This is a genomic window from Lactobacillus psittaci DSM 15354 (assembly GCF_000425905.1).
Lineage (GTDB): Bacteria > Bacillota > Bacilli > Lactobacillales > Lactobacillaceae > Lactobacillus > Lactobacillus psittaci.
In genome coordinates this window covers 331,420-354,265 of sequence record NZ_KE384473.1, presented here as the reverse complement: position 1 = coordinate 354,265, position 22,846 = coordinate 331,420, and the positions used below count along the sequence as shown (strand labels likewise).

Annotated in this window: 14 protein-coding genes; 13 read left to right on the top strand and 1 reads right to left on the bottom strand. The window is 33.4% G+C overall.

The features are described from left to right. Positions 1 to 19: 19 nt before the first annotated feature. From H628_RS0105775 to H628_RS0105715, 13 genes are all read left to right on the top strand, one after another. Positions 20 to 3,472 carry a PD-(D/E)XK nuclease family protein gene (locus H628_RS0105775; protein WP_027825602.1) on the top strand — a complete coding sequence of 1,151 codons (3,453 nt, stop codon included), beginning with the start codon at positions 20 to 22 and terminating at the stop codon, positions 3,470 to 3,472. Continuing rightward, positions 3,465 to 7,034 carry a helicase-exonuclease AddAB subunit AddA gene (addA, locus tag H628_RS0105770; protein WP_027825601.1) on the top strand — a complete coding sequence of 1,190 codons (3,570 nt, stop codon included), beginning with the start codon at positions 3,465 to 3,467 and terminating at the stop codon, positions 7,032 to 7,034. Before H628_RS0105775 ends, addA begins: the two co-directional genes overlap by 8 nt. Before the next feature lie 41 nt (positions 7,035 to 7,075). Beyond that, the gene (locus H628_RS0105765; RefSeq protein ID WP_027825600.1) at positions 7,076 to 9,865 is read left to right on the top strand and encodes a helicase C-terminal domain-containing protein; all 2,790 of its coding nucleotides are present in this window, start codon (positions 7,076 to 7,078) and stop codon (positions 9,863 to 9,865) included. 2 nt (positions 9,866 to 9,867) lie between these two features. Continuing rightward, the gene (locus H628_RS0105760; protein ID WP_027825599.1) at positions 9,868 to 10,359 is read left to right on the top strand and encodes a hypothetical protein; all 492 of its coding nucleotides are present in this window, start codon (positions 9,868 to 9,870) and stop codon (positions 10,357 to 10,359) included. A gap of 59 nt (positions 10,360 to 10,418) precedes the next feature. After that, the gene (gene asnS / locus H628_RS0105755) at positions 10,419 to 11,717 is read left to right on the top strand and encodes an asparagine--tRNA ligase (RefSeq protein WP_027825598.1); all 1,299 of its coding nucleotides are present in this window, start codon (positions 10,419 to 10,421) and stop codon (positions 11,715 to 11,717) included. 52 nt (positions 11,718 to 11,769) lie between these two features. Next, a complete protein-coding gene (locus tag H628_RS0105750; protein WP_027825597.1) occupies positions 11,770 to 12,405 on the top strand; it encodes a DnaD domain protein in 636 nt (211 codons plus the stop codon). Beyond that, positions 12,405 to 13,046 carry an endonuclease III gene (gene nth, locus H628_RS0105745; RefSeq protein WP_027825596.1) on the top strand — a complete coding sequence of 214 codons (642 nt, stop codon included), beginning with the start codon at positions 12,405 to 12,407 and terminating at the stop codon, positions 13,044 to 13,046. The genes H628_RS0105750 and nth overlap by 1 nt, the downstream gene beginning before the upstream one ends. Positions 13,047 to 13,156: 110 nt before the next feature. Beyond that, positions 13,157 to 13,504 (top strand): hypothetical protein, encoded by a 348-nt coding sequence (locus H628_RS0105740; protein WP_027825595.1) that lies wholly within the window; start codon positions 13,157 to 13,159, stop codon positions 13,502 to 13,504. Positions 13,505 to 13,510: 6 nt separating this feature from the next. Then, positions 13,511 to 15,184, top strand: coding sequence for a formate--tetrahydrofolate ligase (locus H628_RS0105735; RefSeq protein ID WP_027825594.1), 1,674 nt, complete (start codon positions 13,511 to 13,513; stop codon positions 15,182 to 15,184). Continuing rightward, positions 15,184 to 15,678: a signal peptidase II gene (gene lspA, locus H628_RS0105730; RefSeq protein ID WP_027825593.1), complete on the top strand. Its 495-nt coding sequence runs from the start codon at positions 15,184 to 15,186 to the stop codon at positions 15,676 to 15,678. Before H628_RS0105735 ends, lspA begins: the two co-directional genes overlap by 1 nt. Continuing rightward, the gene (locus H628_RS0105725; protein WP_420835717.1) at positions 15,662 to 16,579 is read left to right on the top strand and encodes an RluA family pseudouridine synthase; all 918 of its coding nucleotides are present in this window, start codon (positions 15,662 to 15,664) and stop codon (positions 16,577 to 16,579) included. The genes lspA and H628_RS0105725 overlap by 17 nt, the downstream gene beginning before the upstream one ends. A gap of 12 nt (positions 16,580 to 16,591) precedes the next feature. Then, positions 16,592 to 17,668 carry a carbamoyl phosphate synthase small subunit gene (locus tag H628_RS0105720; protein ID WP_027825591.1) on the top strand — a complete coding sequence of 359 codons (1,077 nt, stop codon included), beginning with the start codon at positions 16,592 to 16,594 and terminating at the stop codon, positions 17,666 to 17,668. Beyond that, a complete protein-coding gene (locus H628_RS0105715; RefSeq protein WP_027825590.1) occupies positions 17,652 to 20,816 on the top strand; it encodes a carbamoyl-phosphate synthase large subunit in 3,165 nt (1,054 codons plus the stop codon). Before H628_RS0105720 ends, H628_RS0105715 begins: the two co-directional genes overlap by 17 nt. A 64-nt stretch (positions 20,817 to 20,880) precedes the next feature. On the opposite strand, the gene H628_RS0105710 is transcribed toward H628_RS0105715, so the two are convergent. Further along, positions 20,881 to 22,566 (bottom strand): Rqc2 family fibronectin-binding protein, encoded by a 1,686-nt coding sequence (locus H628_RS0105710; RefSeq protein WP_027825589.1) that lies wholly within the window; start codon positions 22,564 to 22,566, stop codon positions 20,881 to 20,883. Between the last annotated feature and the right edge of the window lie 280 nt (positions 22,567 to 22,846).

The window sequence follows — 22,846 nt, the reverse complement described above, 5'->3', positions numbered from 1 at the left end:
AAAAATAAGGAGTTCATTTATGATTAAAATTATTACTGGGCGTCAACCAGCGCCATTACACGAAAAAATTATTAAGTTGGCAACAGAAGCTTTTGCCAAAAACTCAGATAGAGAAACATTTATTATTGTTCCAAATCATATTAAGTTTACCACAGAAGTTGAATCTATAAATAGTTTAGCAAGATTAAGACAGAAACAAGAAACTGCCGTAGAAAAGTTACACATCCTTTCTTTTTCACGTCTAGCTTGGTACTTTTTACAAAACGAGCTTGAATTAATGAATCCGGTAATTGATGATGCAGCTAGTACCATGCTTTTAGCAAAAATTGTCAAAGAAAAAAGTGATGAATTAATTCTTTTTAAGCATCTAGGTAAAAATTCTGGTTTAATCAAGCAAATTTATACAACTATTCTTGAACTAAGAAAATCTGGTGTCGATCTTGAAGAAATTGATGAAGATATAGACGAAGAAACTAAAAACAAAGTTCATGACTTAGACATTATCAAATCAGCTTATGAGGCAGCCATCTTAAATCACTTTATGACTAAAGACGATTTAGAACTAAAACTTAATGAAAAGCTAGCAGAAATTGATTTAAGTCAGAAAAATTTCTTCTTTGTTGACTTCTCACATTTTTCAATTCAAGAAATTCTTACTTGTAAGCTCTTAGCAAAGAGAGCAGGAAATGTGACATGGGCTTTTGCTACCAAGAATGGTCAAATCAGTCCTAGTCAAGCAGGGGACTATGACTATGTCGTTCAAAAAACAATTTCTGATCTAAAAACTTATTTTGAAAAAGCAGGATTAAAATGTGAATATGAACTTTTGCCTAGCCCTCAAACGCAAAAAACATACCTTAATGCATTATGGACAGAAGAATTGCCTGCTGAAAGCAATGACAAAGTTAAAGATTTTATCCAGTTAGTCAAGGCTGACTCTCGTTATGATGAAGCTTATTTTGTTGCTAGAACAATATATCAACAAGTAGCTTTAAAGAAGTATCGTTATCGCGACTTTTTAGTCTTAGCACCGAATTTACATGAATATGAAACTTATTTAGGCCCAATTTTGCGTCAAAATCAGATACCATTTTTTAATGACTTACAAAAAGAAATGAAGTATCATCCGCTAGTCATCTTACTCGAAAATTTAGCTGATTTTGCTAAAACAGGGATAGAAACTACCGGTTTATTTGCAATCTTAAAAACTAAGTTATTAATTCCTGACTTTTATTCAGATGAATCTGCTTTTAGTTATGATATTGATCTTTTAGAAAATTTTGCCTTAGCACATGGAATTAATTATAGTCTCTGGCAACGGCCATTAACTTCTTTTGTCAAAAATAAAGTAATTCGAATTGACCAAAAAGAAGAAATTATCGCCCGTTTAGAAAAACTAAGAGCATATATCATCAATCGTTTAGAAAAGTTATTTAAAGTTTTAAAAAGTGAAACTGATTCACAAAAGGCAATTACAATCTTATTCGATTTCTTAGTGAAAAATGGCGTCAGCAAAGTCTTAGAAGCTTGGCGTCAAAAAGCTATTGATAATAGTGACTTGCAGGCTAGTCAAGAACCTAAGCAAGTTTGGGATACCTTACTTAAGCTTTTGAAAGATTACTTACAAATAAATCCTGATAATTTTGATTTAGACGAATTTTTTACTATTTTGACAACTGGCTTTAAGGAAGCCAATTTTGCGCAAATTCCATCAACACTGGACGCTGTTAACCTATCAGAAATGGGAATTGCACAACTGGCAAATTACAAGCAAGTATTTATTATCGGTGCAACTAGCTCTAATTTACCTCAAATAAGTAATCAACCTGGCTTTTTAACAAGTGAAAATTTGGCCCAGATTAACTCAAAAAGTGATGGGGAACACTACCTAGAAGACCATCAAATACTCTCCAATCTAGATCAAGATTACCAATTCGGTAATGCTTTGGCTTTAGCTAGTGATCATATTTATGTAACTTATCCAGTTTTAAATACTAGTAATGAAATGATTCAGCCATCCCATTATTACAGACGTTTGTTAGAATTTGGGGCAAATGAATTTATCCAAAATGATCTACCAAATGCTGATGGTAACAACTTATTATCATTTATTACGACGCCAAGTGCGAGTTTAGGCTATTTAACTTTTGCACAAGACTTGGCTAACCAAAAAGAGCTAATCAGTTTAACAAAAGAGCGCATCCCTAATAAGGCAAAGCAAGTACTTGAGGGACAAAACTTCGATAATAATCCAATTTCATTAGGGAGCCCATTAGCTGAAAAACTTTATGGAAGCAACTTAAATTCGTCAGTTTCGCAATTAGAAACTTACTACCAAAACTCATTAGAATATTTCTTAATTTATGGCTTAAAATTACGCAAACGTTATGAAAATGAACTTGATGTTATCCAAGCTGGTAATTACTTCCATCAAACTTTTGATTATTTAGTTAAGCTCTTAGCTCAAAAACAAGTAGACTTAGGTGAAATTAATCAAAGTGAATTAAAATCATATCTTAAAGCTGTCCGGAAACAAATGATGGATGAAGGGAATTATGAACAACTTCTAACTGATCCATTTAATCGCTATTTATTCACGAGTTTAGATAGGACCACTGATAAAGTAGCTTTCAACTGGCAAGCTAATCTCAAAAAGACACCTTTAAAGCCCAAGTATTCTGAACTTAGTTTCGGACTTACTAGTCCAGTAAAAGGTTTAGACTTTAAATTAAAGGATGGTAAAGAAATAAACTTACGGGGCAAGATTGACCGGGTTGACCTTGCTAAGACCGAAATTGGCACAATTGGTCAAGTTATTGACTATAAATCTTCAAGCAAGAGTTTTGATTTGGCCTTATTTGCAAATGGTATCAGCTTACAAATGGTTTCTTACCTTGATGTCTTAGCTAAAAATGCTCAATTCTTTACTCAAGGAGCGAGATTACAGCTTTTAGGGGCCTTTTACCAAACAATTACCAAAAACGTTGAACGGATTAATTCAGCTAAAGCCATTGATAAAAATTTTAAATTAAAAACTAACTTATTAGACGCTAAGCCTAAGCTTATGTACAACGGCCTAATGGTAAACGATGATATTCTTCTAAAAACAGCAGAGCCACTTTTAGAAGATCAAAATAGTAGCGAACTTTATAAATCTGTCAAAACCAAAAAAGATTTAAGCATGTCACTTCCTAAAAATAGTGCTTTTACCCTTGATGAATTGCAGCTTGTTTTAAAATATAATGAATATCTAATCAAAAAGGCAGGGAAGGAAATCCTTTCGGGACAAATTGCTTTAAATCCATTTAAGTATGAAAACCAAACCGGTCTACAGTATTCGGATTATCAAGATATCTTCTTCTTTGATAATAAGTTAATTAATAATCAATATAAACTCATTGATAGTATGAACAAAAAAGAGTTTCTTGATTACATCAAATCTATTCTAGAAAAGGAAGACAATAATGGTTAACTATACCCAAGAGCAAAATGCAGCAATTAGCGAAGTTGGCAAAAACCTACTAGTCTCAGCTTCAGCTGGATCTGGGAAAACGATGGTTTTAGTTGAACGGGTTTTAAATCTTATCAAAAATGGTACTAGTTTAGATGAACTGTTAGTTATTACATTTACTAAAGCTGCAGCAACAGAAATGAAGGAGCGAATTCAAAAGGTTTTAAGATCTGAAATTCAAAAAAAGCCCCAGAACATTTCATTACGGCAAGAATTAATTAAGGTTGAAACTAGTAACATTTCAACAATTGACTCTTTTTGCTTAGATGTCGTTAGAAGGTTCTACTATGTTATTGGTTTAGACCCATCTTTTAGTGTTTTAACAGATGAAACTCAAAGCATGCTTTTAAAAGAAAAGGCCCTAAAAGAAGTTGAAAAGACTGCCTTTACTGAATCTAACCAAGACTTGATTAATTTATATAATAATTTTAGTGGTGATCGCGATGCACAAGGGGCCAGAGAATTAATCTTTGAGCTTTATAATTATGCCATGGCCCGTCCTGAATACGATAAATGGTTAAAAAACTTAGCACAAGACTATGAAACAAGTTCTGATTTAACACAAACCCCATTTTTTAGACAATATATCACTCCATATCTTGAACAAGTATTTAATGAAATGCACGTTCAAATTCAGCAACTTTGTGACCACGAATTACAAGCAACAGAACTAGAAAAAGTTCTAGCTGATTTTCAAGCTTTCGATCAAAAGCTTAGACTAACAATTCAGAAGCTAAAAGAAGCGAATTTCAACCAATTACGAGCTACACTGCATGACTTGCAGTTCACCGGTAGTTATCGCAAATCATCCAAGTGGGATGAAAATGTGATTGAAAATTATCAAATTGCGCAAACTGTTAAAAAGAATCTTAAAGAACAAATAGCTGATCTTTATGCTAAATTTTTCGTTTTGGATAATGATGATCAAACCCAGGTTATGAAAAAAGCTGGTAAATTGATGCAAGCAGCAGCAACGGCTGAATTAGAATTTATCAAACAGTTCAATCAATTAAAACGAGCTCAAAATCTTTTAGACTATAGCGATATGGAGCAATTAGCCTATCAGATTTTAACAACTGATACTTCAGCTGGTCATTTAGCCAAAAGATATTATCAAAATCATTTTAAAGAGATTTTAGTCGACGAATATCAAGATACTAATGCATTACAAGAGAGCTTAATTGGACAAATCTCAGCCAAAGGGCAAAATTCACTATTTATGGTGGGGGATGTTAAACAGTCAATTTATGGTTTCCGACAAGCGGATCCAAGTCTGTTTTTACAAAAATATTATGAATATAGTCATAATCCCAGTGCACAATCGATTGTTTTGGCAGATAACTTCCGATCAACTAAGGCAGTTACAAAAACTGTTAACCAAATCTTTAATCCATTAATGACTACTGATTTTGGTGGAATTGACTATCAGGACCAAGCCCAGCTTAAATTTGGAGCAAGTTATTATCCGCAAAGTTTAGCAAGCTCAACTGAATTTATTTATCACTTGGATAACGACGATGATAGTAGTCAAATTCAAGTGGTAATTGATCGAATCAAGCAATTAATTAAGGCAAAAACAGAAATTTTTGATGTAAAACTAGGACAAAAGAGACCAATTAAATATTCAGATATTGTTATTTTAACTAGAAGCCGTAGTCAGAACTTAGATTTATTGAAGGCCTTTAGTGACAACAAAATTCCATTATTTGTTGGGGATGTTGCCAATTATTTTCAAACTTTCGAATTAACTGTAATTATGAATTTTCTAAAAATAATTGATAATCCTGATCAAGACATCCCTCTTGTTGCGGTTTTGCGTTCACCTTTATTTAATTTTAAAGAGCCTGATCTTGCTAAAATTCGCATCAATAGCCCTAATGCCAGTTTCTATCAAGCTTTGTTGAATTACTTAAGCTTAAACGACGATTTAGCTAAATCAATCAAAAAATTTTTAAATCAGCTAGGAAAACTTAGAGAATTTGCGACAAACCATCGTTTATCTGAATTAATCTGGAGTATTTTTGAACAAACAAGCTTATTAGAAATTGTCACGAGTTTACCAAATGGACAGCAACGACGCGTTAATTTGGAAAATCTCTATGAAAGAGCTAATTCTTACGAAAGTGCAGGCTTTAAGGGCTTGTATCAATTCATCAACTTTATTAACCGCATGCGTAAGAATCAAAAAGACTTAGCACAGCCATTACTTAGTAATGAAGCAGAAAATAGTGTACAACTTATGACAATTCATGCCTCTAAAGGGCTAGAATTTCCTATAGTCTTTTACTTTGGTCTTGAGCACCGTTTTCAAAAGAGTGAACTATCTGCTAATTACATTATCTTTAACAATAATTGTGGTTTAACAGTCAATATGGGGAAATACCGTGCAGACTCCTTAGTTAGAGCCTTTGGGGAAGTGCAGAAAAAACGGAGTTTGATTGAAGAAGAAAGCAGAATTATGTATGTGGCTTTAACGCGTGCAAGACAAAAATTAATCATGACTACTAATATTAAAGACTGGGATAAAGACATACAAAAGTGGCAACTTAGCATGATAAACGGTAAATTAGCCTTAAATACGAAGATTAATGCCAACAATGCCTTAGATTTAATTGCACCAAGTTTACATTTGGATAGAGTTGCAAAGCAAAAGATTGCCGATATTAGTCAAGAACTTGATGAAGCTAGTGATTTTATCTTAATTTCAGCTACTGGGAAATTGCCGCATCTTGCTTCAGAAGAAGAAAATGCAATCGAAAAAAGCAATCCAACCTTTTTAACTGAAAGCATTAAAAAGCTATATGACTGGAAATACCCATTTGAAGATGCAACTAAGACCACAGCTTATCAAGCTGTATCCGAATTAAAAAAGGCCTTTAATAACCCAGACCCAGACGAAACTGAACTTGAAAATTCACATTATATTAAGTCAGCAAATCGATACTTACAGGCTATCGATACCAGTCCAACCTTTTTATATAAGAGTAAGTATACTGGGGCTGAAATCGGGACGGCAACTCACTTAATATTGCAGTATTATGATTATCAAGGCGCTGGTGACAGTGAAAGCTTAAAGAAAGAAATTGATCAACTAATTCAAGAACAAAGATTAAGTGCAGATTTAGCAAAAGAAGTGGATTTAGCTGAAATTGAATGGTTCGTACATAGTGATTTTGCTAAAAAGTTCTGGGAAAAGCCTAATAACTTAAAGCGCGAAATTTCTTTTTCAAGTCTGTTAAAAGCTGATATTTTGTTTAAGAACTTCTCAGATCCTGATGCAAAAATCTTAGTTCATGGGACAATTGATGGTTATTATCTTGATAAAGATGGTATTATTTTATTTGACTATAAAACAGATTATGTTGATTCAAATAATCAAGACTTAGCTATTGCCAAAATCAAAGAAAAATACACTGGCCAGTTACGACTATACGAACGAGCATTAAATGAGTTAGGCGGTCAAAAAGTAAAAGAAAAATACTTAGTACTGCTAAATGCTAAAAAGCTTGTTAAGATAGAATAGATAAATAAAACAAGATCATCATAAGAGGGAAGGAGTTTTATATGGCTGCATTTGCGGATCAGGTCTTTGCGGTAGTTGATTTAGAAACTACCGGGACCAAGAGAGGACAAGATCATATCATTCAATTCGGATGTGCCATTATCAAAAACCTAAAAATCACAAAAACATACTCCTTTTTGATTAATCCTAAGACACAAATTCCGTTACCTGTTCAAAATCTAACTAGAATTAATAACGAAATGGTTGACAATCAGCCAGAATTTAAAGAGTTTGCTAATCAAATTGAAGATATTCTAAAAGACACAATCTTTGTGGCACATAATATCAACTTTGATTTGCCTTTTTTAAATAATGAACTTGTCGCCAATGGCTTTAAGCCACTCAAGAATCGGGCAATTGATACGGTTGAACTTGCTAAAATAACTTTTCCAACTTTGCCATCATATCGTTTAACTGATTTAACCAACTCTTTGAAATTAGAGCATACCAATCCACATAAAGCTGATTCAGATGCATATGCTACAGCAAGTTTACTTTTGAAAATTTTTAATAAATTGGAGCAATTGCCGCAGTCAACTTTGAACAATTTAACAGCTTTAAGTAAATCGTTATTACGAGATACCCAGTTTGTCTTTAAAGAAATTGCAGATGTTGCTCGCCAAGAAAAAAGACCATTAGGTAAGGAATATCTTCAAGTTAGAACTTTAGTCTTGCGTAAGCAAAATAAGCTTTTAACTAATAAAAATTACCAAGACTTAGTCTTTCCAGAAACAAATAATGCGAAAAAAGAACTCTTTAAAGATAAAATTGCTTATCGCGTCGGACAGGTAGATTTAATCAATCATTTACATCAATTTTTCAAATCTAACAAACGTGCCTTGATAGCTGAAGCTCCGGGGGGAACAGGGAAGAGTTTTGCTTACTTATTTAGTTCATTATACGAATTGTTTGCAGGCAGAAAATTAGTTATTGCAACGCCAACAACGATTTTACAAGAACAACTTATTCAACAAGAAATTCCGCAGGCTATGAAGGTAAGCGGACTAGATTTACCATATCAAGTAGTTAAATCTAGTCGACATTATCTTGACTTAGATGGGTTTTATCATAGTTTAATGCAAAAAACAGATAACCAAGAAACCCTAAATCTAAAAATGGGAATATTAATCTGGCTGACTGAAACTGAAACTGGAGACTTAGATGAACTAAAAACAACTAACTTTGCTGCACCATACTTTGATCAAATTCAACACCCAGGGGATGCAAGAGTTGGGACTGAATTTGCTGAATATGATTTTTGGAACTTAGCCCGCTTTCGTCAAGAACAAGCGGAAATTTTAGTCACCAATCAGGCATACTTAGCCAATCACTATCAAGATTCAATTTGGGGACAAAATCCTTATTTAATAATTGATGAAGCTCATCGTTTCAGTGATATTGTTATGAATTCGTACAATAATAGTTTGCAGTTTGAATCCTTCTGGGGCATGCTAAGTCATTTAAGAAATATGCTTTTATATGCTGAAGATAATTTTTATTCTCACTATAAAGAAGACAGCCAAATTAAAGATTTAATTGATAAAGCCGACCCAGAAATTACCGAAATGGTTCATTCAATCAATGCTATTCAAACTTATTTATATGAACAGCGACATCATGCTCTATCTAAGAAACTTTTAGCTAACAATAAGTTAGAAATTGCCCTAACTAAGGATGCTATTAATAATCGTAAAACATTCTTAGAGCTTTTATCAGGGATGCAAGTTCAGATTGAAAAAGTTCGAAATATTATTAACCAAATAATTGATGCCTTATATCAAAGAGTTGATAGTTTTTTACCTAAAGAAGAAGCTCAATTAAATGAACTTAATGAACAAATTGATGAATTGGATTTTTATTCCGAACAAGCATATATTTTGAGTGATTTAGTAACTGATCAAACTCAATTTGAAAATATTGGACTCGTATTAATTATTACTGATCCGACAGATCCTTTATCTACTAACTTAAACTGGTTATTACTAAATCCTGCAACCCAACTCAGCAAAATTTACGCTGTCTTTAATAAGATTGTTTTTATTAGTGCTACTTTAGCTACAAATGGTGATTTTACATTTAGTAAAAACAACTTAAATCTAAACCAAATCACTTGTAGTGAATATTGTAGTAATTATAATTTTAACTTGCCTAAACAAATTCAAGCTTATGCCTTAAAAGATGCAAAAGAGCCTGAATTTTTGGCAGAATCAGCTTATCAAGAAAATCTTCCACTTTTCTTACTTAAGGCCATCAAAGTTCAAAATAAAGTCCTGATTTTATTTACAAATCTCGATGCTATTTCAGATGTTTATTCAGCTATCGTTAATCGACCTGAATTTAAGGATTTTGAAATCCTAGCTCAAGGAATCACTGGTTCAAATGAGCGAATTGCAAAGCGATTCACCGTTGCAACACAAGCTATTATTCTTGGAGCAAATAGCTTCTGGGAAGGCGTCGATTTCGGTAAAACTAAGATTGACTTGGTTATTGCAACTAAACTTCCATTTGAATCACCAGATCAGCTTGAAGTTAAGCTTAGACAAACTCGTTTACAGAATATGGGAGTAGATATATTCAAAGCTGATGCTCTTCCAAGAGCAATTATTAGATTAAAGCAAGGACTTGGCCGTCTAATCCGCGGTGAAAATGATTGTGGTATTTTTGTACTTTTAGATCAAAGAATTTGGTCCAGTTCTTACGGTCAAGAATTTATTAATGCTTTACCCGTTAAGCTAGAGCAAAAAAATCGGGCAGAGTTAATTGAAAAAATTAAAAGAGGGTATGAAAGATAAGCATGTATGTACGTAGAAGTTATTATAAATGGATTATTGGAGCTGTTATTACTATCGGTATCGTAATTTTGGGTTATTATTTAGTTTTCGGACTAGCTGCTCACAATATTTCTGCTGGAAAAGAGCAAGTTCGTCAAATCGCTTTAACCAAATCCAATTTAAAGACAGTTGATACATATTATCATCTCAATCGTGGTGTCAATAGTTACGCTGTCGCTGGAAATAATCAAAAAGGACAAAGAGGTTATTTCATCTATTTGCCTAATAGTAAAAAGGCATATTATCTCTTAGCCAAAAAAGGCTATTCTCAGAGTAAAATCTTGCAACATTTCTCTAAACTGCATCCAGCACAAAAAATAAATAAAGTAAATTTGGGCTGGTATAAAGGGGAAGCAGTTTGGGAAGTTACTTATATCAAGTCTAATGGTAAATATGGTTATGCCATCTACAGTTTTAACAAAGGAAAAGAATTAAGCTATATTGATAATCTCTAGATAATTTGTTAAAGCTTTGGTATGATTTAGATAGTACATTTCTAAGGTGGGGTTAATTTATGACAGATTTAATTTCAATTAAACAAGCGCCTGAATACGTTGGTAAAGAAGTCAGAATGCATGTTTGGCTTACTGACAAACGTTCAAGCGGTAAGATTATGTTCTTGCAATTACGTGATGGTACTGCATTTTTCCAAGGCGTACTTTTAAAGAAAGACGTTAGCGAAGAAAAATTTGATTTAGCTAAGTCATTACGTCAAGAAGCAAGTTTTTACATTACCGGTGTGATTAATGAAGATGAACGTTCACACTTTGGTTATGAAATCAAGATTAGTGATCTTGAATTAGTATCGAATACTGAAGATTACCCAATTGGTAACAAGGAACACGGAATTGATTTCTTACTTGATCATCGTCACTTATGGTTAAGAAGTCGTCGTCCATTTGCAATTATGCAAATCCGTAACGAAATGATTAACGCTACCTATGACTTCTTCAAAAAGGAAGGCTTCATTAAGTTTGATGCACCTATTTTAATGAATTCAGCTCCAGAAGGAACTACTGAATTATTCCATATTGAATACTTCGACAATGACGCATATCTTTCACAATCAGGTCAATTATATGCTGAAGTTGGTGCTGAAGCATTCGGTAAGGTATTTACTTTTGGTCCAACTTTCAGAGCTGAAAAATCAAAGACTCGTCGTCACTTAACTGAATTTTGGATGATTGAACCAGAAATGGCTTGGACTCACCAAGATGAATCATTAGACGTTCAAGAAAGATATATTTCATACCTTGTTAAGCGCGTAATTGAAAATTGCGAATACGAACTTAATATCTTGGGTCGTGATGTTGAAAAATTACGTCCAGCTGCAGAAGGTAACTACACTCGTCTTAAATATGATGATGCCGTTAAGATGTTACAAGATGCTGGTCGTGACTTCAAGTGGGGCGACGACTTCGGCGCTCCAGATGAAGCTTACATTTCAGAACAATATGATCGTCCGGTCTTTATCATGAATTACCCAACTTCAATTAAGCCATTCTACATGAAAAAAGATCCTGAAAATCCTAAGGAATACTTATGTGCTGACTTACTTGCACCAGAAGGTTATGGTGAAATTGTTGGTGGTAGTGAACGTGAAGAAAACTTTGACGTTCTTAAGGCTCAAATCGAAGAAGCCGGCTTAAACCTTGATAATTACGAATGGTACTTAGACTTACGTAGATACGGTAGTGTTCCTCACTCTGGATTTGGTTTAGGTTTTGAAAGAGCCATCACTTGGATTTGTCACTTAGATCACTTACGTGAAGCTATTCCATTCCCAAGAATGATTAACAGAATGGAACCTTAATTTAAGTAAAAAAGTTGAACTTTCGGGTTCAACTTTTTTTAACGGAGGAAATATGGTTAATTTCAACAATTACCGCCAGTTTGGCTTTACTACCATTAGTAATACTTTAATTTCTAATTATGTTAATTTAGGAATTAGTGACGAAGAATTTATCCTAATTATGTTATTAGAAGCTGCTGCTCAAGCAGGAAATTATTTGCCAAGTGAGGATTATTTAGCTAGTCAAACAAACATGTCAGCTTTGGCAATTTCCACCTTATTACAAAACTTAATAGAAAAGGGCATGCTCGAATTAAAGCAGGGACGCGATCAAACAGGGAAGATAAGTAACAGCTATTCCTTAAATGGACTTTACCATAAAATGGATGAATATCTAGAAAAGAATTATCCTTTACGCAGTTTAGAAAAAAGCGATAAGATTGTTGCTGAAGAAACTAATCCACTCAATAAGTTAGTTAGACAATTTGAAATTGAATTTGGTAGATTATTAAGTCCAATCGAAAGAGAAGAAATAGCTTCTTGGCTCCAGATTGATCATTATGATCCAGCAGTAATTGAATTAGCCTTAAAAGAGTCAATTCTTAGTCAAGTCTATAATTTTAAATATGTTGATCGTATTTTATTAAATTGGCAAAAAATGGGCTTAAAAACTCCAACTGATGTTCAAACTTACTTGGGAGAAAAATAATGGCAAAAACAAAACAAGCGCAAGGAAAATTATTATCTGATCAAGAAGCTTTAACTGTCTTAAATCGCATTTTAAAAATGTATCCTGATGCTAAAGGAGAACTAAATTGGGATTCAGTTTTTCATTTAGTTTGTGCTGTTGCAATTAGTGCCCAAACAACGGACAAGATGGTAAATCGTGTTACTCCTAAATTATTTGCAGATTATCCCACACCAGAAGATATGGCAAAAGCTGATATCAAAGACTTAGAAGCTGACATTAGTAAAATCGGTCTCTTTCGCTCTAAGGCCAAACACTTAAAGGAAATGGCCCAAATGTTAGTAGATAATTTTAATGGTGAAGTTCCAAAAGATAAAAAATTATTAATGACTTTGCCTGGTGTTGGAGAAAAAACAGCAAACGTCGTTTTAGCAGAAGCATTTGGAATTCCAGCAATTGCTGTTGATACTCATGTTGCTAGAATTTCTAAGAAATTTAAAATTGTCCCAGAAACTGCCAAACCTCATGATATTGAAAAAAGACTCGAAGAAATCTTACCCCAAGACAAGTGGATAAAAACTCACCATGCGATGATTTTATTTGGACGCTATACTATGCCTGCAAGAGCTAAAAATCCTGATCCATATGCATATCTAGATTAAAATAGTCAGTTACCTTTTTAAGGTAACTGACTATTTTAATTACTTAAAGATTCACCCTTAAGCTGTAGGATTTGCTATAATTAGTTAGGTTAGGTAATAAGAGGTGGAAAATGAAAAAACACATTATATTTTTAGGAAGATTAGGTTTAATTTATTATAGCTGGCTTACCTTAATTTTATTAATTGGCTTAATTATCGCTTTTGAAGGAAACAAGGTTATTGTTTGGCCAGCGGTATATTTGTGCCTTGCTTTTATAGCAATTGCCACTTATACTTCTTTAACCTCATATGTTAAAGAAACTAAAGAAGCCTGTTTTCTAAAGTTACCTTATCGCAAAAAGAAAGAATTATCCCAAAAGCCGAAGTATATTAAACAATGGTGGATTTTTAAAATTTATCGACTTGAAATTTCTAAGTACGATATACTAACTTTTATGGTTTTTAGCAAGAAAGGGTAGAGGCCAATGAAATCAGATATCGAAATCGCTCAAGCAACTAAAGCATTACCAATCAAAGAAATTGCTAATAAAATTGGACTTAAAGAAGAAGATTTAGAGTTATATGGTAACGATAAGGCTAAGGTAAAATGGTCAGCTATCCGCCGAATTAAGACAGAAAAGCACTTAGCCAAGTTAGTCCTAGTTACCTCAATCAGTCCAACCCCAGCAGGTGAGGGGAAATCAACCATGACTATTGGTTTAGCTGATGCTATTAATAATCAACTTCACAAGAAAACCATCATCGCACTAAGAGAACCTTCAATGGGGCCTGTATTTGGCTTAAAAGGTGGTGCAACAGGTGGTGGTATGGCACAAGTTATTCCAATGGAAGATATTAATTTACACTTCACTGGTGATATGCATGCATTAACTAGTGCAATTGATACTTTAGCCGCTTTGGTTGACAATTATCTATATCAAGACAATAGTTTAGACTTAGACCCTAACAAAATTTTGCTTAAACGTGGTCTCGACGTAAATGATCGTAGTTTAAGAAAAATTACAATTGGTAAGGGTAGTAAATTTAATGGGGTTGAACATGATGCTAGCTTTGCAATTACTGTTGCAAATGAATTAATGGCAATCTTGTGTTTAGCTACCTCAATTAAAGATTTAAAGCACCGTATCGGCGAAATTTTAGTTGGCTACAGTAAAGCAGGAGATCCAATCTTTGTCAAAGACTTACACTTTGAAGGAGCAATCGCAGCTTTATTAGGTAAAGCATTAGAACCTAACTTAGTTCAAACCCTTGAACATACTCCAGCTTTAGTTCACGGAGGCCCATTTGCCAATATTGCACATGGTGCCAATTCTGTAATGGCAACTAATTTAGCCTTACATATGAGTGATTATGTGATTACTGAAGCCGGCTTTGGTAGTGATTTAGGTGGTCAAAAGTTCATGGACTTTGTCTCAACCAAACTTGAAAAGGCTCCAGATGCCGTAGTAGTAGTAGCAACGGTTAGAGCATTAAAGTACCAAGCTGAACAAAGTACTGAAAATCTACACCAGGAAAATTTAGCTGCATTAAAAGCAGGATTTAAAAACTTAGAACGGCATATGAATAATATGCGCAATTACAACGTTCCAGTAATTGTTCTAATTAACAAATTTGATACAGACACTGATGCTGAACTTGAACTTTTACAACGTTTAATCAAAGATCAAGGAATTGACAGTGAAGTAGTACAATATCATAATCTGGGTTCTCAAGGTGGCATCAAAGCCAGTGAAAAAGTTGTAGCCCTAACTGAGCAAGCTAGTGAAATTAAGCGTGTTTATAACTCTACAGACGATTTAAAAATTAAAATTCAAAAAGTCGCACAACAAATCTACCATGCTAAAGATGTTGAATATAGTGAACAAGCTGAGCGAGCTTTACAGCACCTAATTAAATTAGGAAAAGATAAGCTACCAATAATTATTGCCAAAACTCAATACAGTTTCAGTGATGATAAGAAAGTTTTAGGGGCTCCTAGTGACTTTATTTTACACGTTAAAAATTTAGCCCTTAAAAATGGTGCTGGCTTTATTGTTGTCTTCACTGGTTCTATTTTAGATATGCCAGGATTGCCAAAACATCCGGCTGCTCTTGATATCGATATCGATGACAACGGAAAGATTAGTGGTCTATTCTAATGCAATTACTTTATTTACTTATTTCGCTTTTAATCGTTATCTGTGATCAAAGTTTAAAGTATTACGTCGTAAATCTCTTCTCTAGTCCTGATCTTATTAACAATCAAGTTGTAGTTATTAAGCATATTGTTTCATTAACTTATGTTCGCAATTATGGAGCAGCCTGGAATATTTTAACAGGACAAATGTGGTTATTTTATTTGATTAGTATCTTTGCTTTAGGAGCCTGCTTATATTATCTCTTTAACAAAAAATACAAGAAAATTATTTTTAACCTAGGATTAAGTTTCGTGATTGGTGGTATTTTAGGTAATTTTATCGATCGTTTGCACCTCAAATATGTAATCGACATGATTCAATTAGACTTTATTAATTTCAACATCTTTAATATTGCTGATTCCGCAATTTCAATTGGAATTTTCTTGATTATGCTTTATCTTATTTTTTATAGTGAGCAAGAGCAAAAGAAAAAGGGGAATGAAAATGCCAACTAATCATGAAATCGTTATTTCAGATCAAAAAGGTCGTTTAGACAAGGTATTGGCTCAAGAACTAACTGATCTTTCTCGTTCACGCATTCAAGAATTAATCACTGAAGGTAATGTTTTAGTCAACGAAAAAAGCGAAAAATCTTCCTATAAGGTCAATGCTGGCGATAAAATTATAGTTCATGAACCTAAACTAAAACCTTTATCCCTAGAAGCTGAAAATATTCCTTTAGATATTGTTTATGAAGATCAAGATGTAATTGTAGTTAATAAACCTCAAGGAATGGTTGTGCATCCCTCTGCTGGGCATCCAGATCATACTTTAGTAAATGCTTTACTATTTCACACAAAAGAATTAGCTCAAAGCCCTGAAGGTTTTCGTCCTGGTATTGTCCATAGAATCGATAAGGATACTTCTGGCTTATTAATGATTGCCAAAAATCCCAAAGCGCGAGCTAGTCTTGAAGACCAACTTGCACATAAGACTAATAAACGAGTTTATCTTGCAATTGTCCATGGTAATTTTACAGAAAGTAATGGTACCATCACGGCACCAATTGCCAGAAATCCCCAAGATCGAAAGAAGATGGCAGTCGTAGAAGGAGGGAAATATGCAGTTACCCATTTTAAAGTTTTAGAACAATTTCCTGGTTATAGCTTGATTAGTTGTCGGTTAGAAACTGGCAGAACTCATCAAATCAGAGTTCACATGAAATATATTGGACATCCCTTAGCAGGAGATCCCTTATATGGACCAAAAAAGACTTTAAAAGGTAATGGTCAATTTCTTCATGCAGAAATTTTAGGCTTTAAACAACCTACAACTGGAAAACTGCTAGAATTTTCACGACCAGTTCCTAAAATTTTTGAAGACACACTTACGAAGCTAAGACGTTTAAAAAAATAGAAAAGTTACAGAATGAAAAGATATTTAATTTTAGAAGATGGTAGTTCTTTTGCTGGTCAAAGCTTTGGCGCTGAGACAATTTCTACAGGTGAACTAGCAATTCAAACAAGTAATTATGGCTATCAAGAGGCCTTAACTGATCCTACTAATAACGGCCGAATTTTGGTTTTTACTACTCCTGTAATTGGGACGACTGGTATCAATTCAATTGACTATGAAGCAATTGATCCTACAGTTAGAGGTATTATCTGTAACGAAATCGCTAATAAAATTTCCGATTCACCTAATTTTCAGGAATTAAATTATTTTCTAAAAGAAAAAAAGATACCAGCAATTTATGGTGTTGACACCAGAGCCTTAGCTCATAAACTTGCTGAGCACAAAAAATTAAAAGCATCTATTATGGATGCTAACGATGAACATGCCTTTGATCAAATTAGAGCCTTAGTTTTACCCAAAAATAAAACAGCACAAGTATCAACTAATAATTCTTATGCCGCACCTAATATCGGTAAGACAATCGTCGTAATTGATTTAGGCCTAAAGCATTCAATGTTAAGAGAGTTATCTTTACACAAGGCCAATGTAGTTGTAGTTCCTTATAATTCTAATCCCCAAGATATTCAAAATTTAAAGCCCGATGGAATTGTCATTTCCAATGGGCCAGGGACTGTTAATGAAGTCTATAAAGCTTTGACACCAATTTTAGATCATTTCTATCAAAAGTTGCCAATATTGGCTATCGGGTTAGGTTTTCTAGTTATTTCTTCTTATTTAAATTTGGAAATAATTGATTTACCAAAACCTTATAATGGGACCAATTATCCGGTTATTCAGCAAAATACTAATGTTATTTGGCAAACTTCTGTTAATTTAAATCAATTAGTACTTAGCGAAAATGGTAATTTAAACTTATCTGAAGCTTATTATGATTTATATACAGATTTGCTTGCAGGATATTATCTTCAAGATGATAAGATATTAGCAACTGCCTTCAATCCAGAGGGGGCACCTGGTAGTTTTGATGCTTTACCAATTTTTGATCAATTTATTAATTTAATGGAGCTTGATAATGCCACTAGAAAATGATTTAAACAAGGTATTAGTACTTGGTAGTGGGCCTAATATTGTTGGAAACGTAGCTGAAATGGACGTATATACAGAAGCTGCAATCAGGGCCTTTCAAGAGGAAGATGTACATGTTGTTTTAGTCAACCCTAACCCAGCAACAGTTGCTGGTGACCGCCAAAAGGGAGTCACTGTTTACTTAGAGCCAATGACCTTGTCATTTATGAAACGAATCTTACGAATGGAAGAGCCAGATGCAATTGTGACCGCTTATGGTAGTACAAATGGCTTAAAAGTTGCTAAAGAATTAGTTGAAGATGGCATAATTCAAGAGATGGGCATTAAACTCATGACCACTAATACTAAACTCTTGAATATTTTGTCCCACAAAGACCAAATTGCTTTCTTACAAAAACATAAGTTTCCTACATCTGAATCTTGGCATCTTGAAGCAGATAAAGAAACTATCTTGGATCATTTAAACCAAGTTAACTTTCCAGTATTAGTTACTAAATATCATCAATACATTCGAAATGAACACTTTAAATTCCAAGATGTCAAGTCATTAGAAAGTTTCTTTAAGCAAGAAAGCATGATTGAACAATTTAAATTAACTAATTACCGGCTGACTGAAGACTTATCTGATTGGGAAGAAATTATTGTCGACGTGATTCGCGATAATAATGGTAATTTCAATTTCTTGAACATTGCATCTTGCATTGAAAGTGTTTCAATTAATTCAGGCGACTCCTTTATTGTTGCTCCTGCATTAACTTTAAATAATGATCATGTCCGGCAACTACGAAAGCTAACTAAAAAGGTCATGAATAGTTTAAATGTTAAAGGCTTTCTAAGTATTCACTTTGCCGTCAGTCACTCTGATACTAGTATCAAAGCTAAGATTTTAACCATTAAGGAACGTTTAACTAGATCAAGTCTATTAAGTAAAAGAGTAGGTATGTACGATGTTGGTTATGTTTTAGCTAAAATTGCCTTAGGCTATAATCTTAATGAAATTGTTCAACCACTTACTGGCTTAAATGCAGCAATAGAACCAGTATTAGATGTAGTTGCAGTCAAGGCTCCATACTTTTCATTTAATGAATCTGGACTAAATCATTATAAATTAAGTGACCGTATGCGCTCTAGCGGAGAGAGTATTAATATTGGGCGCAATTTTGAAGCTGCCTTTTTAAAATCACTTGATTCATGTTTCGATTTACACCTATTTCAAAAGGTCTTTTTTGGTGAGCTAAAAAAATCTAATGAAGAAATTTTGGCTGATTTAAGTGAGCCAAATGAACAACATCTAATTATTACTTTAGCAGCAATTTATCAAGGTATTGATTATGTCGCAATCCACGAAGTTACTCGTATTCATCCTATTTTCTTTGAAAAACTGAGCAATATTATCAAAATAATTAAACAGTTACAAGCTAGTTTCACGCTTGAAAGTCTTAAAATGGCTAAAAAATATGGCTTTTCGGATGTATTGATTAGTCTTTTTACTAATAAAACAGGTCATGAAATTGAAAAAATTCGACATGAAGAAAATATTTTACCTGCGTATTTATCATTAGATGGTAGTAGTGGTTTATATCCTGCTAAATATTCAGTTTGCTACAGCGCTTATGACTGTAGAAATGAGATTAGTCCGATAACAGATGGGGAAAACAAAGTTCTAATTATTGGTATGCATCCCATTCAAGTGAGTTTAACTAGTGAATATGATTACATGTTGTATCACGCAATTAAGACTCTTAAAGCTAATAATATTAAAACGATTTTGATTAGCAATAACCCTGAAGCAGTATCGACGGCTTATGAGTTAGTAGACCGTACTTACTTTGAACCAATTACAATAAGCAATATTCGTGAAATTGTTAACCGGGAAGGAATTAAGCAGGTCTTAACTCAATTTTCGGGTAAAGAAGTCAATCAAATGCGGGCTGACTTTGCCGAATCAGGATTAGAAATACTGGGACAGGGAGATTACAGCCAACAAATAGCGGGGCAAGTATTGAATATTAATGATTCTAATATTGCTGTTGTCCCACATGCTAAGCTTAGTCAGCGTGCACAAGCAATTGAATTCAGCAAATCTCATGGCTTCCCAGTACTGATTGGAGGCAAAGCAAATAAAATAAAATTAAAGAGTGCTGTTGTTTATGATATTCCTGCTCTTGAAAAATACATTGATGAAAATAACCTAGATGAAATTACTATTTCTAGTTTTATTGAGGGACGAAAATACGAAGTTACTGCAATCTCAGACGGTAAAGAGGTTACTATTCCTGGAATTATTGAACACCTTGAACAAACTGGATCTCATGCTAGTGATTCAATTGCGGTTTTTAAACCTCAAAATTTAACTTCTGAACAAATGAGCCTCTTAGTAAAGGTATCACAAGAATTAATCTCTAAATTTGAGATGCCAGGAATGTTTAATTTACACTTCTTATATGCAAAAAAACGTTTCTTTATTTTACAAGTTAAAACATACGCCGGTCATAACCTAGCATTTTTATCTAAATCATTAAATAAAGACTTAGTTGCAATCACAACCAAATGTTTACTTGGTCAAAGTTTGAAAGAACAGGGGATTGAACCCGGCATTTGGAATGTAAGTAACCTAATTCACGTTAAGATGCCGGTATTTTCTTACATAGGTTATGAATCTGACAATACCTTTGATTCAAAAATGAAATCTTCAGGTTCAGTTATGGGTCGAGATACCCAACTTTCCAAGGCCTTGTTCAAGGGATATGAAGGTAGTAATTTAAATATTCCAAGTTATGGCACGATTTTTATTTCAGTTAGAGATGAAGATAAACAAAATACTATCGCTCTAGCCAAACGATTCCATCGGTTAGGCTTTAAACTAGTAGCCACTGAAGGGACTGCTACAATCTTAGCTGAAGCTGGAATTACTACTGGTATCGTTAAAAAGGTGCAAGAAGATCAACATAACTTGCTCGAAAAGATTGCATCACACAAGATTGTTATGGTAATTAATATTACCAACTTGTCTGACAACGCTAGTCATGACGCAATTCAAATTCGAGATCAAGCTTTAAGTACACACATCCCGGTTTTCAGTAGTTTGCAAACAGCTAAATTAATTTTAGCTGTCCTAGAGTCACTTGCTTTAACTACGCAACCAATTTAACATCGCAAAAATTATGTAAACTAAAAGACTGTTGAATTACAACAGCCTTTTTTATTTATATTCATTAATTTATTCGTTTTCTTAAAACATCTTCTTCAACAGGAGTCGTTTCAATTGAATTTTGTCCAGTATAAATTACAAAACCTGGCTTAGCACCATTAGGCTTTTTTACTCGTTTTACTTGCACATAATCAACTTGCACATGCCCTGAAAGTCTAGCCTTAGAAAAGTAGGCCGCAATTTCTGCAGTTTCAGCAATATCTTCATCAGTTGGATTTTGATCACACAAAATACAATGAGAGCCCGGAATGTTTTTTACGTGGAACCAATAATAGAACTTATCAGCCTTTTTAAAAGTCAACCAATCATTTTGATAGTTATTTTTTCCAACTAAGACTAATTTGCCTGAGCTTAACTTAAACTGGTTCAAGGTCTTTTCAGTAATCTTCTTTTTTCTGACTTTTACTTGGCTATGTAAGTATCCTTGTGCTATCAATTCATCACGAATAGCATCGATATCTTGTGGTTCGGCATTATTAATAGCAGTTTCAATTGAGTCAAAATAAACTAAGTTATCATTTGCAATTTTAATCTGCTCTTGAACGTGTTTGATTGAATTTCTTAATTTTTGATACTTAGTAAAATATTTTTGTGCATTTCTAGCAGGAGAGAGAGCAGGATCAAGTTTAATCTCAATCGGTGCATTTTCCTGATAATAATTTGGCAAACTAACCTTGGTCATCCCAGTTTTGACCTCATGCAGATATGCATTTAAAATTTCACCTTTGATGCGGTAATCTTCAGAATTTTCAGCTAAATCAAGTTGTCTACGTAGTTTAATAACCTTTTTACTTAATTTCTTTTGCTCATTATTAACTAAATTCAAAATAACTCGAGCTCTTTGTCGTACCCAATCTCGATTCTCCATCTCATGATAAAACTCATCTAAAGCGGCGAAAACATCATCATTTTTATTATATAATTCTAAGCCTAAATGATATGGCAGATATACAAAAAACTTTTCTTTCCGTTTAGCATTTCTAAAAACATAGCCTTTTGGATTATCAAAGTGCCCCATAAAAGTCTTAAAGCTATCATAACTATAATCATCTTCAAGATAACCTGTTAACTCAAGACGGTCATCGCGATCGAGTCCACTAACTTTTTGTGCAAAAGCCATCGGCTCTATTTGTTTAGCCAATTTATTAAAATCATTTTCAGAAAGACTAAAACCATTAAGTCCTGGATTCAGTGGGGGTAATTCATATTTTGCCTTAGGTAAAAGCAATCTAGCTCTATTGTCATCAGGATTAACTCTCTTCAATAGGTCAATAATTTTACCATCTTGCTTATTATATAAAATCACGTTACTATGCCGACCCATTAATTCTAATGAAAGTACTAATTCAACTTCATCCCCAAGCTCATTTCGATTCGAGAAAAAGAAATTAACAATTCTATCTTGTCCAACTTGTTCAATTTTTTGTAAAATTGACCCTTCAAGGTACTTTCTTAAAACCATAACAAAAGTTGGTGCCTTGTCCGGATTATTAATTGATTGATTAGTAAGATAAAATCTTGGATATTGAGGATTTATTGACAATAATAATTGGTAATTTTTGCGATTTTTTCGAAAAACTAAGATTAAATCATGTGCAAATGGTTGATAAATTTTTGAAAGACGACCAGTCTCAAGAATAGGGGAGAGCTTAGTCAATATTGAATGAATAAATAAACCATCAAAAGCCATTAAACCACCTCTTAAAAATAATGTTATTTACTATTATACCAATTAATTGAAGAAAATCAGAAATATGATTTACTAGACCAAAAAATTGGTCTAGTAAAATCTGTAAAAAGAGTACTCGGCAAAAAGCACTTTTTTATAAAAAATCAAGACTGTATTAATTTTTTTGATGTATTAAACTAGATAGTGCAAGTCGAAACACATTCAATAACATTTTTGTTATTGAATATCTTTCTTAATTCCTTTCGTCATTGCTTTAATAACTAATTTGTTATAGGAGAGG

Bases quoted from the DNA above. Each gene is read 5' to 3' on its own strand.
- H628_RS0105715 (WP_027825590.1), top strand. From the start codon at position 17,652: ATGCCACTAGAAAATGATTTAAACAAGGTATTAGTACTTGGTAGTGGG.
- lspA (WP_027825593.1), top strand. From the start codon at position 15,184: ATGCAATTACTTTATTTACTTATTTCGCTTTTAATCGTTATCTGTGAT.
- addA (WP_027825601.1), top strand. From the start codon at position 3,465: ATGGTTAACTATACCCAAGAGCAAAATGCAGCAATTAGCGAAGTTGGC.
- H628_RS0105720 (WP_027825591.1), top strand. From the start codon at position 16,592: ATGAAAAGATATTTAATTTTAGAAGATGGTAGTTCTTTTGCTGGTCAA.
- H628_RS0105740 (WP_027825595.1), top strand. From the start codon at position 13,157: ATGAAAAAACACATTATATTTTTAGGAAGATTAGGTTTAATTTATTAT.
- H628_RS0105775 (WP_027825602.1), top strand. From the start codon at position 20: ATGATTAAAATTATTACTGGGCGTCAACCAGCGCCATTACACGAAAAA.
- H628_RS0105760 (WP_027825599.1), top strand. From the start codon at position 9,868: ATGTATGTACGTAGAAGTTATTATAAATGGATTATTGGAGCTGTTATT.
- H628_RS0105765 (WP_027825600.1), top strand. From the start codon at position 7,076: ATGGCTGCATTTGCGGATCAGGTCTTTGCGGTAGTTGATTTAGAAACT.
- H628_RS0105710 (WP_027825589.1), bottom strand. From the start codon at position 22,566: ATGGCTTTTGATGGTTTATTTATTCATTCAATATTGACTAAGCTCTCC.
- nth (WP_027825596.1), top strand. From the start codon at position 12,405: ATGGCAAAAACAAAACAAGCGCAAGGAAAATTATTATCTGATCAAGAA.
- H628_RS0105725 (WP_420835717.1), top strand. From the start codon at position 15,662: ATGAAAATGCCAACTAATCATGAAATCGTTATTTCAGATCAAAAAGGT.
- H628_RS0105750 (WP_027825597.1), top strand. From the start codon at position 11,770: ATGGTTAATTTCAACAATTACCGCCAGTTTGGCTTTACTACCATTAGT.
- H628_RS0105735 (WP_027825594.1), top strand. From the start codon at position 13,511: ATGAAATCAGATATCGAAATCGCTCAAGCAACTAAAGCATTACCAATC.
- asnS (WP_027825598.1), top strand. From the start codon at position 10,419: ATGACAGATTTAATTTCAATTAAACAAGCGCCTGAATACGTTGGTAAA.